The organism is Polycladomyces abyssicola, from assembly GCF_018326425.1.
In the GTDB taxonomy this organism is placed as follows: domain Bacteria; phylum Bacillota; class Bacilli; order Thermoactinomycetales; family JIR-001; genus Polycladomyces; species Polycladomyces abyssicola.
Genome location: NZ_AP024601.1, coordinates 2,391,976 through 2,405,527 on the forward strand (window position 1 = coordinate 2,391,976; position 13,552 = coordinate 2,405,527).

The following is a 13,552-nucleotide window of genomic DNA, read 5'->3' on the forward strand; positions in this document are numbered from 1 at the left end:
TTTGGTCGTGTGGAGCAAGTCACCTGCGAGTTCCGATGAAAAATGTACCGGTGGCGTAGGCGACTTTTCTCTCCCGCTCATCGGTAATCGTGCAGGAGGCGACGGCAAACGGATGCCGCAAATCCAGCAAGGTGGCGCGTGAAATCAGTTCTTTGCCCCGCCCCGGACTGAGATAATGGATCTTCATCTCCGATGTCACGGCAAACTGGTCGTCCGGCAACGAACGGTTGATCAAGGACCCCATCGTGGAATCAGCCAACAAGGCAGTCATACCGCCGTGGACCACGCCGCCACGGTTGAGCAGATAAGGAGTGACGGACACCCGAAATTCATACACTCCGGGACTCACAAATCTGCCAGACAAGCCCATGAATCCGGATGGATACGCACTTTGCCTCTCCCGTTTTTGCCGGATGGCCTGTAAAGTAAGTCGAAACAACTCTTTTTCTTCCTCACTGCCGTTTACCAGTACTTCCCTTATTTCATCCCACATCGCGAAGTTCCCTCTCTAAAGTGACGGTGTTTGAAGGTAATGATACAATAACCGATACGTATGGACCAATGCCTCACGGTGAGTCCGTTCATATGCGTGGGACGCATCCACCCCGGGACCGATCAGTCCCCAGATGAGGTCGTGTCCTGCCTGCAAAGCGGCGCTGGCATCCGATCTGTACCGCGGATACAAGTCGACCCGATAGCGAATGCCGTGCTCTTCCGCAAGATGGACCAGCTTTTGCCGCAAGCCGAAATGATAAGGTCCCGAGGAATCCTTGGCGCAGATGGAGACGCTGAATTCGTCTGATTCCTGCCCCTCTCCGATCGCACCCATGTCGACGGCTAAATATTCCCGCACTTTATCCGAGATCATCGCATTGGCGCCGTGTCCCACTTCTTCGTAATTGCTGAAAAAAATGTGTGTCGTAACCGGTGGAACCCACCCTTCATCGGCAATCCGGCGGATGAGTTCGATCAAAACAGCCACACTGGCTTTGTCATCCAGATGACGCGATTTGACAAATCCGGTTTCCGTCACTTCTACACGCGGATCAAAGAAGACAAAATCACCCACGCTGATTCCCAGTCGGCGCACCTCATCAGCATCACAGACACGGGCATCCAAGCGGACCTCCATGTTTTCTTCCGTTCGCTGTTGCAACCGGGCATCGGCATAGACATGAGGGGAAGAATGAGTAGCCAAAATCGTTCCCCTGAAGCGCTGTCCGGACCGTGTTTCAATCGTGCAACCTTCCCCATCGAGTGAGTGCCAGGTCACACCCCCGATGGCAGTGATCCGCAAACGACCGCTCTCTTTGATCTGTTTCACCATCGCCCCCAGTGTGTCCACATGGGCGGTGATAAACCGGATCGTCTCCTCATCCTTTCCCGGAATCTCGGGCAACAGCCCTCCTTTGCGCGTGCGGACCAGCGAATACGGCAAGTCTTTCAAGCGCTCCTCTACATATGTAATGGCAGCGTCGGCTCTCCCCGTCGGACTCGGGATGTTCAGCAATTCAACCAAGGTGGAGATCAATTGTTCCTCCACTTTTCATCCTCCTCTCCTATTCCGGATTATACCAGCGGACAAGAGACAAAAAAAAGAGGCCTGCAAAAACAGGCCGATGGGGCGAGGGGAGAAACCGGCAAAACGGGCTTACCTGCCCGACCGGTTACGCACGATCCTTCATGGAGACCAATTCTTCCACGCAAGTTTGGCACACGTTTTTCCCTTTGTAGGAGATGACATTTTCCACTTGGCCGCAAAACAGACAAGAAGGACTGTATTTCTTCAGAATGATATTTTCGCCGTCCACATAGATTTCCACCGGGTCTTTCACATCAATATCTAACGTACGGCGCAATTCCACCGGCAAGACGATCCGCCCCAGCTCGTCTACCTTTCTGACAATCCCCGTAGCTTTCATGCCCAACCACTCCTTTTTGGTCTCCTGGAATATTGAAAGCGAGAAAATCCTACTGGATACTTGCAGTTCTCTTCAAATCTACTAACATTTTCCCTATTTACGAGATTTGAACCCATTTTATGCGGAAATGTCCAGATTTTCGGGGTTGAGCGATTCCAAGTCCGGTACGACGAAACGGCCGTTTTTGCGGATCAGTTCGCCGTCGAAGTAGATTTCTCCTCTTCCGTAGTCCTCCCGTTGGATTGAGATCAAATCCCAATGAATGGCCGTTCGATAACCGCGGGTCTTGCATGGTTGGATTACCCCAGGTTTTCAGGGTTGAGCGGTTCCAAGTCCGGCACGACGAAACGGCCGTTTTTACGGATCAGTTCACCGTCGAAGTAGATTTCTCCTCCGCCGTAGTCTTCCCGTTGAATCGAGACCATGTCCCAATGAATCGCCGAACGGTTGCCGTTGTCGCAATCCTCATAGGCGCTTCCCGGCGTGAAGTGGAAACTGCCGTCGATCTTTTCATCAAAGAGGATATCCTTCATCGGGTGGCGGATGTACGGGTGGAAGCCCAAGCTGAATTCCCCGATGTAGCGCGCCCCTTCGTCCGTATCCAGAATTTCGTTCAACCGTTTGGTGTCATTGGCCGTCGCTTCCACAATCTTGCCGTCGACAAAGCGCAAGCGGACGTTCTCAAAGTTCACCCCGTGATAAACCGTTGGCGTATTGAACGTGATCGTTCCGTTCACGGAGTTACGAACAGGAGCGGTGTACACTTCCCCGTCGGGGATGTTGCACTGTCCGTAGCAAGGTATGGCCGGCATACCCTCGATGGAGAAAGTCAGATCCGTCCCCGGGCCGACAATCCGCACTTCCTTGGCCTGCTCCATCCGCTTCACCAACGGTTCCATCGCTTTGGCCATCCGCTCGTAGTCCAACGTGCAGACACGGAAATAGAAATCTTCAAATGCCTCCGTGCTCATGTTGGCCAGCTGGGCCATCGACGGATTGGGATAACGCAACACCACCCACCGCGTGTGTTTCACCCGCTGTTCTGTGTGGACGGGATGGTTGAAATGTTCCATATACCACTTCATATGGGCAGCCGGAACGTCGGACAGTTCGCTGATGTTTTGTCCGCCGCGAATGCCGATATAGCAATCCATTCGTTTCATCTGATACAGGCCGATTTCGCCCAAACGTTTCATGTGCTCCTCATCGGTGTCCAGCAACATCGCTCGGATCAATGCATGGTTATGTAGTTGAACAAACGGATACCCACCGGCTGCACGGATTTCCGGGATCAACGCCCGTACAAGATCGTGGTCCGGTCCGAACACGTCGATCAACACGTTGTCGCCCTGTTTCACCCTGCAGGAATGATGCACCAATACTTTTGCCAATTGCGATAACCGTGGGTCTTGCATGGTCGATTCCTCCTTTTCCGCTGCCTGACCGCTTTCCCTTCGATTGTATCATGGGTGAAAGCGTTTGGACACCTGGGGTATGTTTGGTGAATTCTTTCCCGGTTCGCTCCACCTGCGCCCTGCAGCAAAGCAGATGATGACCGCTCCAGCCCGGTCAGCGTAGGACGCGGGCAAAGTACGTTTCGTTTTACGGAATAACCAGACACGCCTTAGCGGTTTTGGGAAAGCTGATTACGGGTATAGCGAAACCGACCCCGTTTCGTTACAATGATGGGGAAAAGGTGCAACCGATCTCACTGCTGAGTCGTTGTTCGCGGCAACGTCCGCAGTTTTTCACACAGTCTGGGATCAGCCAAATTGCAACAAAGGAGTTTTCACTCATGTTTCACTTTGAGCAGATCGAAGGCGACCGTATCTCACGATATGAAAATCTGTTGAAACAGGTGGGCCACCTGGTGGAAGGGGAACGGGACATGGTGGCCAATCTGGCCAACACCGCATCCCTCTTGTATCTGTCTTTAGAGCAAGTAAACTGGGCCGGTTATTATCTGAACCGCGGTGACGAACTGGTGCTGGGGCCGTTTATGGGCAAACCGGCCTGTATCCGCATTCCGTTCGGCAAAGGTGTTTGTGGAACGGCAGCCTCTGAGCGCCGTACGCAACTGGTCCGGGATGTGTTGAAATTCCCCGGACATATCGCTTGTGATGCTGCCACCCGATCTGAAATCGTGGTGCCGATGTTCAAGGACGACCAGCTGGTAGCTGTGTTGGATATCGACAGTCCGATTGAAGCCCGTTTCGACGAGGAAGACCAGCGATATCTGGAACAATTCGCCCGAATCGTCACAAACAGCATCGATTGGTCCCCGATCCTGAAAGGTTGAAAATATGCCCTGCGCTCATTGGAGCCAGGGCATTTCATATGAACTACTTGGTGAGAAATTGTGTATACACCCGATGCGCCCGTTTGATTTCCTCCTTCATCCACTCAGGAAACGGAGCCGTGTCCAGTTCGTCCAGCGCAATCCAATGGTAGCTGTCATGCTCGGCACTCAACCGGAGTGTTCCAGTCGGTTGATGGCAAGCGAACTTGATGATAATCAGATGCTTTTCTTCTTGAATCTCGTCATAAATGTAGGCGGGCGCGACGACTTTTACCTGTAATCCCGTTTCTTCCCGTACTTCTCTGGCCAATGCGTCCATCAATGGCTCCTCGGGTTCCAATCCACCGCCGGGAAAATCCCAGCCGTGATTGTCTCTGGCACTGCGTTCCTCCGTTGATTTTCGCAGTACCAACACCCGTCCCTGATCAAAGATGATCGCTTTGGCCGCGATTTTATACGGTTTTTTCATCGCATCCCACCAGCCCTTTTTTCTGTTTCCGCTACGCCAACCTGAAGAAATCGCCGGTCGCCGTCGCGATCAGTTTGCCGTTTTCATCCGTCACTTTCGCTTCCAACACGATGATGGTCCGGCCACTTTTCACCACACGGGTTTGTGCAGTCAGCCAACCATCCTGAGCCGGTGCCAGGAAGTGCACATTTAAATCCAGTGTCACAGCGCGGCGCTCATAACCGAACGCTTGAAACACGGTGTAACCCATGGCCGTGTCGATAAAAGTGGTCGTGATTCCCCCGTGCAGCATTTTGTAGCGATTTTTCAGCTCTTCGGTTACCAACATCCGGTGAACATAAACGCCCTCTTTTTCATCGTAGCCATCCGACCGAAAATTCATCAGCTCTTCAATATATGCCAACGGGCTGACCCGCGAACGCTTGAGTGCCTGCACCATTTTGTAGATCGTCTGGATTTCCTGTTCGTTCAGATCTTGCAACTCCTGCAGCAATCCTTCTCTTGTCATGATCAAATCCCTCTTTTGACGAAATATACGGATGAAATATGTAACCCTTCACACTGAGCGATACTTTCGCCCATACGCATAGTATAGCAAAAAACGGTGACTAGCGAATGAAAAAACCCAGGCGTTCGACCTGGGGAGACTGCTGACACCATAATCTACCCATCGTGATCTCGAGTGAACTGTTTTCACTGCTCCTATTTCGTAAACACTCAAAGGTGGCTCGTGGGAAAACGGCTACCCCTCTTATGGAGGATTTGGTCCTATCAAGCGACTCTAACCGTCACTACAGAGCAGAGACGGGTAATCGGAACCCGCAAACTTGATCCACAACCTGCCCAGGTTTTTAACCTGGGTTTCCTCCCCTTTGCTCAGCCACCATCAGCCACACATATCGGTTCAACTGCTTCAGACAAACGGTAAGGCCCGCCTGACGGAAAGCACTCTCCAAACGTTCCACTACCGGATAATATTCTCGTTTCAAATCCAGTGCAAGCTCATGAAATCCACGTTCCTCGGCTTCCTGTTGCATGGCCCGTTTCGTGGCTTCATCCCGAAAAACGGTATCGGCAAACACAATTCTTCCGCCTGGCCGGAGCCGACGCGCGAAATCCCGAAGCGCCCTGTCTTTTTCGTCATCCGTCAGATGGTGAAACGCATACGTACTGACAATCCCGTCCACGGGCGGAAGACCGTCCGGAACGTGCAGAAAATGCCCTTCATAGAGCTCCAGATCCGGCAGTTTGCTTTTCGCCTTTTCCCGCATGGCAGCAGACGGTTCAATCCCGATCACACGGTATCCCGCCGCCAGGAGCAAACGTGACAAATTGCCGGTACCGACACCGAATTCCATCACGACACTCCCTTTGGGAAGGGAGAGCGATTCTACCACTGTCTTCAAAATATCGGCATATCCCTCAAACACCTCGATATATTCCGGATGACCGCCGGATACAGCATGATCGTAATCCTCGGCCCATTGATCGAACAAATCGTTAAAACGCGGTTCGTTTGTCATCACATGGCCTCCTCGGCAAATATTCCTTAATCCTATCGAATTAGTCAGTTTTCCAAGTGGAATCTTAACACCATCCATTGTTCCCATCAATGGAAAAAAACGCATGCCCCCAAGGTTGCGTGGATTCAAAACTCGACGGACACGCTCTCAACATTTTGTCACATCAACCATTTTCCCCCTTGTCAACAATCCAAATTGATGGCATCATAAATCTTACATAATCACTCGGAAAAGTGGTGGATATCATGTCCGGCATCCCACTCCCTTTTGTCCGTACCAATCAATGGATGATCGTGTTTACAGTGTTGGCTGCTCTGTTGTTCTCTCAACCCTGGATCTTGGTCATTCCGCTCTTGGTGGGGATCATTAGCTTGTCAACCGGAAAAAACCCCGCATTTTGGCTGGCGAGTCCGTTTCTGTCCAAGCCACTTGACCAATATCCGGCGGAAGACCCCGATCAACAGCGGTTTAACCAATGGATTTCCGTTATCTGTCTGGCGGTGAGCTTGATCGCATTTACACTCGGTTGGACGACAGTGGGCACCGTCTTTGCCGTGATGGTCGCCTTGGCCGCTTTCATCGCCATTCTCGGGTTCTGTATCGGTTGCTTTATCCGATATCAGTATTTGCAGTGGAAGCATCGCCGTCAAAAAGGCTGATGCGAAAGTGTGTCTCCAAATCCCTTTTATCCGGGCTGTAGAAATCTGAAACACGCTTTGATCCCGGGAGTCGTTGCCATATCGCTTCATTACCTGTTGATCGAAGCGGTATAGAAACGGCTCCCGGTTTCTTTTTCTCTCTCTTTCGCAACTCGAAGTAATGGGGTAGGATAAGATTATCCGAACGAAGCAGATGGAGAGGCGATAGAAAGATGAATCGGCACCAACGCAATATGATCACGGCGGCATTGATGGTCGCCATGTTTCTCGCAGCAGTGGAAGTGACGATTATCAATGCGGCAATGCCCACCGTTGTGACGGCATTGGGTGGAATTTCCCTGTACAGCTGGGTGTTTTCCGCATTCATGTTGGCCAATACGACGACAGTTCCCATTTACGGCAAATTGGCTGATCTCTACGGACGAAAACGTGTCTTCATCGTGGCTGTACTGTTGTTCGTCTTAGGTTCGACGTTGTGTGGACTGTCCCAATCCATGACACAACTCGTCTTGTTCCGTGCGTTGCAAGGGCTGGGAGCTGGCGGCGTTTTGCCTGTAGCGATGACGATCATCGGGGATATCTTCCCGTTTGAAGCGCGTGCCCGTGTGCAAGGATGGTTTTCCTCAGTATGGGGGGTCGCCGCCGTTATCGGTCCGTTCGTCGGCGGATGGACAGTGGAACATTTCTCTTGGCGCTGGTTATTCTGGTTTAACTTGCCGGTCGGATTGCTGGTGATCGGCATCATTGCCGTCTACCTGCCCAACCGTAAAGACGGAGAACGTCCGCATGTCGATGTGGTCGGAGCGGGACTGATGACCATATCCGTGTTTGGTTTATTATACGCCACTTTGCTCATTGGTGAAAAAGGCTGGCGAAACCCTTTGCCGTGGGGATGTATGGCGATCTCGGCCGTATTGCTGATGATCCTCATCCAGTGGGAACGTCGGGTAAAGGACCCGTTCATTCCCATCCGCCTGTTGCAGAACCGGATCATCGCTTCCAGCAATTTGACCGCATTTCTCACAGGAATGGGCATGTTCGGAGCGATTTCCTTCGTTCCCCTTTTTGTGCAGGGGGTGTTGGACGAAAGCCCGACATTGGCCGGATTGGCCATCACGCCGCAAGTGTTGGGATGGACGTTGGGCTCGATCGCGGCAGGCCGCTGGATACTGAAAAGCGGCTACCGTCCCGTCGTATTGACCGGTGTAAGCTTGATTGTCGCCGCAGCGCTGATATTCGTCGGCATGGGACAGAACACCGCGTACGGATGGGTGCTGGCAACCATGTGCGCATTGGGTTTGGGTCTGGGCTTGTCCATGACCACATACATTTTGGCCATCCAAAATGCCGTTTCCATGCAGGATCGTGGAGCTGCCACCTCCTCTCAGATGTTTTCCCGTTCGATGGGCGGGGCCTTCGGCGTCACCATTCTGGGAGCTGTGATGACATTCCAGTTGAAACGTGCCGTAGAGACGTCCATTCAAGCCCATCAAGGTGAATGGAGCCCGGAAACAATCGACAAGTTGCGGCATATGCAGGGAATCACTTCTCCGGAGTCCCTTGCGCAACTGCCTGCCTGGTTGAATGCTGAAATGGGGAGGTGGCTGGCGCACTCCTTGCACGCGGTCTTTTTGACGGCCACTGTTTTCAGCCTGTTGGCGTTAATCGTGGCTGCCGTATGGATACCCAAAGGAAGTGCGCAATCGATGGCGTTTCCGGAAGAAACGACACCATAACCATATGATTGTCCACATAGGTGATGAGGAGAAATTGGGCCACGGGAACAGCCGGTCAATGACCACCCAGTCAATGAATCGGAGGTGGCCGATGTTTGAAACCCATAAGACGTATTTCGACCACGGTTGAGATCGCACTTGGGCTCAGTTCCATCCTGTGCGGTCATGCGCTGATGCTCATCGTCACCAAGGGGGCCGCGTTGTGGTTTCTCGGATTTGTGCAACTCGCATATGTGCTGCCGGCCGGTCTGTGGGCACGCAAACGGGGATATCGGAAGATGCGGCATGTGATCACCCTCATGGCGGGGCTGACGTTGCTCCTGAACATCCTGGCATGGATCGCGATATTTTCACTCTGGACGAAGCCGTTGGGATGATCTCAGTCCCGTCACGTTTCAAAAATCGAATGAGTGTCCATATTAAATCACACACCCCTCCCACTCTACGAAAAGGATGTCATATCACATGAAACATACCGTTCTCATCGTCAATCCGAACGCCGGGGACGGCTCCCTGCTCTCCACCATCGACGAAATTCTCCTCCGTTTTCGTCGGGCGGGCATGTCTGTTTCCTTCCATCAAACCGCACGTCCAGGCGAGGGAGCGCAAATTGTCCGGGCAGAGGCGGAAAATGCCGATCTGATCGTCGTCGGTGGAGGGGACGGTACGTTAGCAGAAATGGTCAACGCATTGGCACCGCTCCCCCGTCGTCCACACATGGCCATTTTGCCCGGCGGCACGTGCAATGATTTTTCCCGCACACTGGGAATATCCCAAGATCCAATGGAAGCGGCGGAGCAAATCCTGTCCGGTCGGGAACGTTCGGTCGATGTGGGGTTTGATGGTCGAAGCTATTTTCTCAACTTTTGGGGGATCGGTCTCATCACGGAAGTATCCTCGGATATCGACCCGAAAGAGAAGGAGCGGTTCGGGCGGCTGGCCTACTATTTCAATGCACTGAAACATGCCGTCAATCCAACTCCGTTTACATTGCATCTGGAGGCGGATGACGTATCCTATCACGGTCCGGCGCAGTTACTCATCGCCGGTAACGGTGCCTACCTGGGCGGTTATCGGACGTTTTTCCCGACGAGCCGTGTGGATGACGGCCTGATGGACGTGTTTCTGGTGAAGGATGCCTCCTTCGACAGTCTCTGGTCCTGGCTCCGCTCTCATTGGGCAGGAAAACCGCCGGAAGGAGAAGACGTTCTCTATTTTCGGACCCACCAAATGCATGTTGAAACCTCCTCGCCGCAATTGATCGATTGCGACGGGGAAAAGAAAGGTACGACACCGGCCACTCTTTCCGTTTTTCCCGACCATCTGACGATGCTGGTAGGGAAGCAGCACACATTTTGACAACCATTCGGTTGATCTCGCGGACAATTCCCCCCAATCATCATTCACAAAAAAATCAGAACATAGATCATCGAAGACATGGATGCATTACGATTCATCCGTGTCTTTTTTTGGTCTGTTGAAACAAACGTTCCTGTATAGCTGAAAGCAGAATGAGGCCATTCAAAAAAGAAAGGTGGCCTTTTCCTCACAAGGCAACCCCTAAGCAGAACGAAACAAACAGAGGAAGTGGAAAAAGGCTCACCTGAATTGGACTCGCAAAGATACGACACAGCCCTGCTCATCGATCAGCCGATTTTACCGCCTGCAAATGATCAGTTTGGTTGATGCGAACCAATTGCCAACCGTGATCCGGATGGAAGGTGACGGATGTCACTCCCGTATTGGTCAGTCTGACATTCAACTCATTGCGCTGCTCATGCGCGATGGCCATCAAACCGGCATGCATACTGCTACCGTGGCCGACAACGACCACATGGGCACCAGGATGCCGTCGGGCGATCCACTCCCACTGCTCGGCGATGCGCCGACTCAACTCGTCAAATCGTTCGACCCCGTAGCGTCCACCTTCTGCCCAAACTTTCTTCCAATCGGGATATTGCTCTTCCAACTCTTCGAACGATATGCCTTCCCACTCCCCAAACGACCGCTCCCGCAGTCCCTGCAGCGGGTTGACGGTCAACCCGTGGACACGGGCAATCGCTTCCGCCGTTTCCACCGCACGCTTGAGATCACTGGCATATACAGCATCCACCGGACGTGTGCGCATCCACTCGGCCAATAACCGCGCCTGCTCTTTTCCGTTTTCATTCAGCGGGATGTCAAGACGTCCCTGAATCCGCCTTTCTTGGTTGTACACTGTTTCCCCGTGGCGAATCAGCCATAAATGTGTTTCCATGCTTCTCCTCTCCCTCTCATTGCAACAGTTGAAAACGTTGTCCCGATTCGTCCCAGATCCATTCAAACGTACGTTTGACTTTTCCATTCGGCTCCAACTGGTCCACCAGCAACAGATCGGCTTTTTGCTTGGGGTTGCGGGCGATCAAAACAATCCGATAGTACAAGGATTGACCGGCTGACAATATTCTACCTTGATGAACCAACCCGTTGCTGCCACCTTGGTCAACAGCACGCCCGCTGTCGTCAATTATAACAAATCTCTTGGCTATTCCCTGATACACAATCCCCGGCTCCCGCACAGCCGGCGGTAAAGCTTCCTGAACAGCCAACAGAACACCATACCCGCGCTTGGTCAACTCCCCACGAAACACAATGTTTCCCCCGCCAGGCAATACCGTATTGACCAGCCGGGAGAGCGACTGTTCTGATCGCTCGGGTCGCAATGCATCTATCTCCATGGAGCAAAAAAAGGGTTCTGGACCTTTTTGCGCCCCAATCGAAGCACCCACTACCGTCCATCGATCGGGAAAATCCGGGTGACGGATCACATACATCTCGGAAGCCGGCCGGAGGGCGGATGTTCGCCAATCTTGTTGCGCCAGCTTCCATTTCCTCCCTTGGCCGTCTTGGACGAGGATGGACAAAGTCGGTGTTTTCCAGTCAGTTCGAATGAGATAGTTGCCGGGACCAGGGATGCGCACAGCCTGATCAAATCGCCATTTCAAAGGTTTAGCTGGCGCCTTGATTCGGTACCCCATGTCGATGGTTTCCTGAGCAATTTGCAATTGTTCTTCCGCTTCGCTCTGTTTCTGGGAATCATCCGTCGCATGCAACCGTTCAGCGGAAGGTACGTACAGCGTTTCTTCAATCCTCTGCTGTACGGTGTGGTACAACTGAATGCGATAGGCTTGTGCCTCCCGATCAAACGTCATCACTGCCAGAAAGACGCCATCGTAGCTGTACCCCAACAAATACGCATGCTGAGAAGCATACTGTTGAAACCCCTTTCTGGCAATCAATGAACGAAGACTCGGCACCTCCCGGTCAGCATACGGGACAAACGCCGCAGATTCCGAACGGGAAAGATGTGAGACCCGTGTCCCCGATTGGAAGTCGTCTCCCCATTGGCAACCCGCCAACAAGCTGACGAGCAACCACATCCCCAGCATCGTCCAACGGACTGCCAATATCCGCCACCCCTCATATGGAACGTTTGTACTCCATCTTATCGCAACAAAAACATCCTCACTATCCTTTTTATGTCTTTCATGGGTGCATAATCTGTTTTTTCCGTCTCAAAATAGATGGTAGAACATTAGCGAAAGGAAGATGAAGATGGGCACCATGGTACGATCCGACCAGCCGGATGTCAAACCTTTGGCGCGATTACGGCAAAATGTGTCGCAAGCAATCCGGCGTTTTTTTTCCGATCCCTGGGAGATTGAAGATGATTTTCTCGGAAGGGCCGCCGATTTCCTTCCACGAATCAATATCGAGGAACAGACGGACCGATATGTAGTCGAAGCCGAACTGCCGGGAATGGAGGCAAAAGAGATTGAGATCACCGTCTACGACGGCGTATTGACCATCCGGGGGGAAAAAAGACGGAAAACCGAAAGACAGGACACACGACTCTATCGGGTGGAGAGCCGATACGGCGCCTTCCGTAGATCGTTGGCTCTACCGGCCGATGCAGACCTTAAACGAATCCATGTCGAAAACGAAAACGGGATGTTCTACATCACTGTTCCGAAAAACCCAGATGTCTCCCGTCTCCACATCAGCGTACGGAACAAGCGTGACAAATAAAAAGCCGATCCGTTACCATGGATCGGCTGCCCATCCTTATTCTTTGACCGCTCCGGCCGTGATGCCGGAGATAATGCGCCGCTGGAAGATCAGTACCATGATCACCAACGGGATTGTCACAATGATGGATGCTGCGGAGATCTCCCCCCAAGGGACTGTATATTGCCCTTGGAACATCGCGATGCCAGGGGGGACGGTTTTCATCGCCTCATCCGTATTGATGGTCAACGCAAAGAAAAATTCGTTCCACGCTGCGATGAATACTAAGATGGCCGTGGTAAACGTGCCCGGTACTGCCAGCGGCACGATCACCTTGCGAAAGGTTTGCAACACGGTTGCCCCGTCCACTTTGGCCGCTTCCTCCAAATCGTGAGGAATCTTTTGAAAGAAGGTCGTCAGGTTCCAGACGGCCAACGGCAAGGCAAACGTGGTGTAGGGAATGATCAGACCCAAATAACTGTTGGTCAGTTTCACCGATTGCATAAACAGAAAGATCGGCGAAATGGTGGCGATTTGCGGAAACATCGAAACCGCCAGCACCAATCCGAGAACCACCGTTTTCCCTCTGAAATGAAGACGGGCAATCGCATAGGCGGCGAAAGAAGCGATCACGATGCAGTACACTGTCGTCAGTGATGCCACCACAAAGCTGTTCCACAAATATAGATGGAACGGCCGTTGTGTAAACACGCGCTTGTAGTTTTCCAAAGTGGGATGATCGATGATGGGTCGAAACGCATGATCGCCAAATAGTTCACCCGGCGGCTTGAGGGATGTGATCAACTGCCATAGAAACGGAAACAAGATGATGAACAAAAACCCGGCGATCATCAGGTAAAACAGAAACCCCGGTTTCTGCTGCATCTCAGTCACACT

At 52.3% G+C, this 13,552-nt stretch carries 16 protein-coding genes and 1 pseudogene; 6 read left to right on the forward strand and 11 right to left on the reverse strand.

The genetic code is table 11. The annotated features are described in order from the left end of the window. Positions 1-19: 19 nt before the first annotated feature. The 5 genes and pseudogenes from KI215_RS12035 to KI215_RS12050 all read right to left on the reverse strand — a co-directional run bounded on the left by KI215_RS12035 (position 20) and on the right by KI215_RS12050 (position 3,337). Complete coding sequence (locus tag KI215_RS12035; protein WP_212772965.1) at positions 20-493, reverse strand: PaaI family thioesterase; 474 nt, start codon at positions 491-493, stop codon at positions 20-22. Between the two features lie 15 nt (positions 494-508). Further along, a complete protein-coding gene (locus KI215_RS12040) occupies positions 509-1,543 on the reverse strand; it encodes a M42 family metallopeptidase (RefSeq protein WP_212772966.1) in 1,035 nt (344 codons plus the stop codon). Between the two features lie 124 nt (positions 1,544-1,667). Next, entirely contained in the window at positions 1,668-1,922 is a 255-nt protein-coding gene (locus tag KI215_RS12045; RefSeq protein ID WP_212772967.1) for an AbrB/MazE/SpoVT family DNA-binding domain-containing protein, read from the reverse strand. A 117-nt stretch (positions 1,923-2,039) separates the two neighbouring features. Beyond that, positions 2,040-2,195: pseudogene (locus tag KI215_RS16125) on the reverse strand (aminopeptidase); the annotation flags it as partial. 26 nt (positions 2,196-2,221) lie between these two features. Next, positions 2,222-3,337 carry an aminopeptidase gene (locus KI215_RS12050; protein ID WP_212772968.1) on the reverse strand — a complete coding sequence of 372 codons (1,116 nt, stop codon included), beginning with the start codon at positions 3,335-3,337 and terminating at the stop codon, positions 2,222-2,224. 380 nt (positions 3,338-3,717) lie between these two features. Here KI215_RS12050 and KI215_RS12055 point away from each other — a divergent pair, with 380 nt between their 5' ends. Further along, on the forward strand, positions 3,718-4,221 hold the full coding sequence (locus tag KI215_RS12055) for a GAF domain-containing protein (RefSeq protein WP_212772969.1): 504 nt from the start codon (positions 3,718-3,720) through the stop codon (positions 4,219-4,221). Between the two features lie 43 nt (positions 4,222-4,264). Here KI215_RS12055 and KI215_RS12060 read toward each other — a convergent pair whose 3' ends face one another. The 3 genes from KI215_RS12060 to KI215_RS12070 all read right to left on the reverse strand — a co-directional run bounded on the left by KI215_RS12060 (position 4,265) and on the right by KI215_RS12070 (position 6,213). Beyond that, positions 4,265-4,690 (reverse strand): NUDIX hydrolase, encoded by a 426-nt coding sequence (locus KI215_RS12060; RefSeq protein WP_212772970.1) that lies wholly within the window; start codon positions 4,688-4,690, stop codon positions 4,265-4,267. A 31-nt stretch (positions 4,691-4,721) separates the two neighbouring features. Next, complete coding sequence (locus tag KI215_RS12065; RefSeq protein ID WP_212772971.1) at positions 4,722-5,198, reverse strand: PaaI family thioesterase; 477 nt, start codon at positions 5,196-5,198, stop codon at positions 4,722-4,724. A 343-nt stretch (positions 5,199-5,541) separates the two neighbouring features. Then, entirely contained in the window at positions 5,542-6,213 is a 672-nt protein-coding gene (locus tag KI215_RS12070; protein ID WP_212772972.1) for a class I SAM-dependent methyltransferase, read from the reverse strand. Positions 6,214-6,458: 245 nt separating this feature from the next. Here KI215_RS12070 and KI215_RS12075 point away from each other — a divergent pair, with 245 nt between their 5' ends. From KI215_RS12075 to KI215_RS12090, 4 genes are all read left to right on the forward strand, one after another. Next, complete coding sequence (locus tag KI215_RS12075; RefSeq protein ID WP_212772973.1) at positions 6,459-6,872, forward strand: DUF4395 domain-containing protein; 414 nt, start codon at positions 6,459-6,461, stop codon at positions 6,870-6,872. Positions 6,873-7,084: 212 nt separating this feature from the next. Next, on the forward strand, positions 7,085-8,608 hold the full coding sequence (locus KI215_RS12080; RefSeq protein WP_212772974.1) for an MDR family MFS transporter: 1,524 nt from the start codon (positions 7,085-7,087) through the stop codon (positions 8,606-8,608). A gap of 95 nt (positions 8,609-8,703) precedes the next feature. After that, a complete protein-coding gene (locus KI215_RS12085; protein WP_212772975.1) occupies positions 8,704-8,985 on the forward strand; it encodes a hypothetical protein in 282 nt (93 codons plus the stop codon). Positions 8,986-9,073: 88 nt separating this feature from the next. After that, a complete protein-coding gene (locus KI215_RS12090; protein ID WP_212772976.1) occupies positions 9,074-9,967 on the forward strand; it encodes a diacylglycerol/lipid kinase family protein in 894 nt (297 codons plus the stop codon). Between the two features lie 280 nt (positions 9,968-10,247). Here KI215_RS12090 and KI215_RS12095 read toward each other — a convergent pair whose 3' ends face one another. Both KI215_RS12095 and KI215_RS12100 read right to left on the reverse strand, forming a co-directional pair. Next, positions 10,248-10,865: a histidine phosphatase family protein gene (locus KI215_RS12095; protein WP_212772977.1), complete on the reverse strand. Its 618-nt coding sequence runs from the start codon at positions 10,863-10,865 to the stop codon at positions 10,248-10,250. 16 nt (positions 10,866-10,881) lie between these two features. Continuing rightward, positions 10,882-12,054, reverse strand: coding sequence for a hypothetical protein (locus tag KI215_RS12100; protein WP_212772978.1), 1,173 nt, complete (start codon positions 12,052-12,054; stop codon positions 10,882-10,884). A 148-nt stretch (positions 12,055-12,202) separates the two neighbouring features. Between KI215_RS12100 and KI215_RS12105 the strand changes: the two genes are divergently transcribed. After that, positions 12,203-12,676, forward strand: coding sequence for an Hsp20/alpha crystallin family protein (locus tag KI215_RS12105; RefSeq protein ID WP_212772979.1), 474 nt, complete (start codon positions 12,203-12,205; stop codon positions 12,674-12,676). Positions 12,677-12,712: 36 nt separating this feature from the next. Here the strand turns inward: KI215_RS12105 and KI215_RS12110 are convergent, their stop codons facing one another. Beyond that, the gene (locus tag KI215_RS12110; RefSeq protein ID WP_212772980.1) at positions 12,713-13,540 is read right to left on the reverse strand and encodes a carbohydrate ABC transporter permease; all 828 of its coding nucleotides are present in this window, start codon (positions 13,538-13,540) and stop codon (positions 12,713-12,715) included. Positions 13,541-13,552 lie beyond the last annotated feature (12 nt).

Bases quoted from the DNA above. Each gene is read 5' to 3' on its own strand.
- KI215_RS12095 (WP_212772977.1), bottom strand. From the start codon at position 10,865: ATGGAAACACATTTATGGCTGATTCGCCACGGGGAAACAGTGTACAAC.
- KI215_RS12080 (WP_212772974.1), top strand. From the start codon at position 7,085: ATGAATCGGCACCAACGCAATATGATCACGGCGGCATTGATGGTCGCC.
- KI215_RS12075 (WP_212772973.1), top strand. From the start codon at position 6,459: ATGTCCGGCATCCCACTCCCTTTTGTCCGTACCAATCAATGGATGATC.
- KI215_RS12035 (WP_212772965.1), bottom strand. From the start codon at position 493: ATGTGGGATGAAATAAGGGAAGTACTGGTAAACGGCAGTGAGGAAGAA.
- KI215_RS12065 (WP_212772971.1), bottom strand. From the start codon at position 5,198: ATGACAAGAGAAGGATTGCTGCAGGAGTTGCAAGATCTGAACGAACAG.
- KI215_RS12105 (WP_212772979.1), top strand. From the start codon at position 12,203: ATGGGCACCATGGTACGATCCGACCAGCCGGATGTCAAACCTTTGGCG.
- KI215_RS12090 (WP_212772976.1), top strand. From the start codon at position 9,074: ATGAAACATACCGTTCTCATCGTCAATCCGAACGCCGGGGACGGCTCC.
- KI215_RS12050 (WP_212772968.1), bottom strand. From the start codon at position 3,337: ATGCAAGACCCACGGTTATCGCAATTGGCAAAAGTATTGGTGCATCAT.
- KI215_RS12045 (WP_212772967.1), bottom strand. From the start codon at position 1,922: ATGAAAGCTACGGGGATTGTCAGAAAGGTAGACGAGCTGGGGCGGATC.
- KI215_RS12055 (WP_212772969.1), top strand. From the start codon at position 3,718: ATGTTTCACTTTGAGCAGATCGAAGGCGACCGTATCTCACGATATGAA.
- KI215_RS12110 (WP_212772980.1), bottom strand. From the start codon at position 13,540: ATGCAGCAGAAACCGGGGTTTCTGTTTTACCTGATGATCGCCGGGTTT.
- KI215_RS12070 (WP_212772972.1), bottom strand. From the start codon at position 6,213: ATGACAAACGAACCGCGTTTTAACGATTTGTTCGATCAATGGGCCGAG.
- KI215_RS12060 (WP_212772970.1), bottom strand. From the start codon at position 4,690: ATGAAAAAACCGTATAAAATCGCGGCCAAAGCGATCATCTTTGATCAG.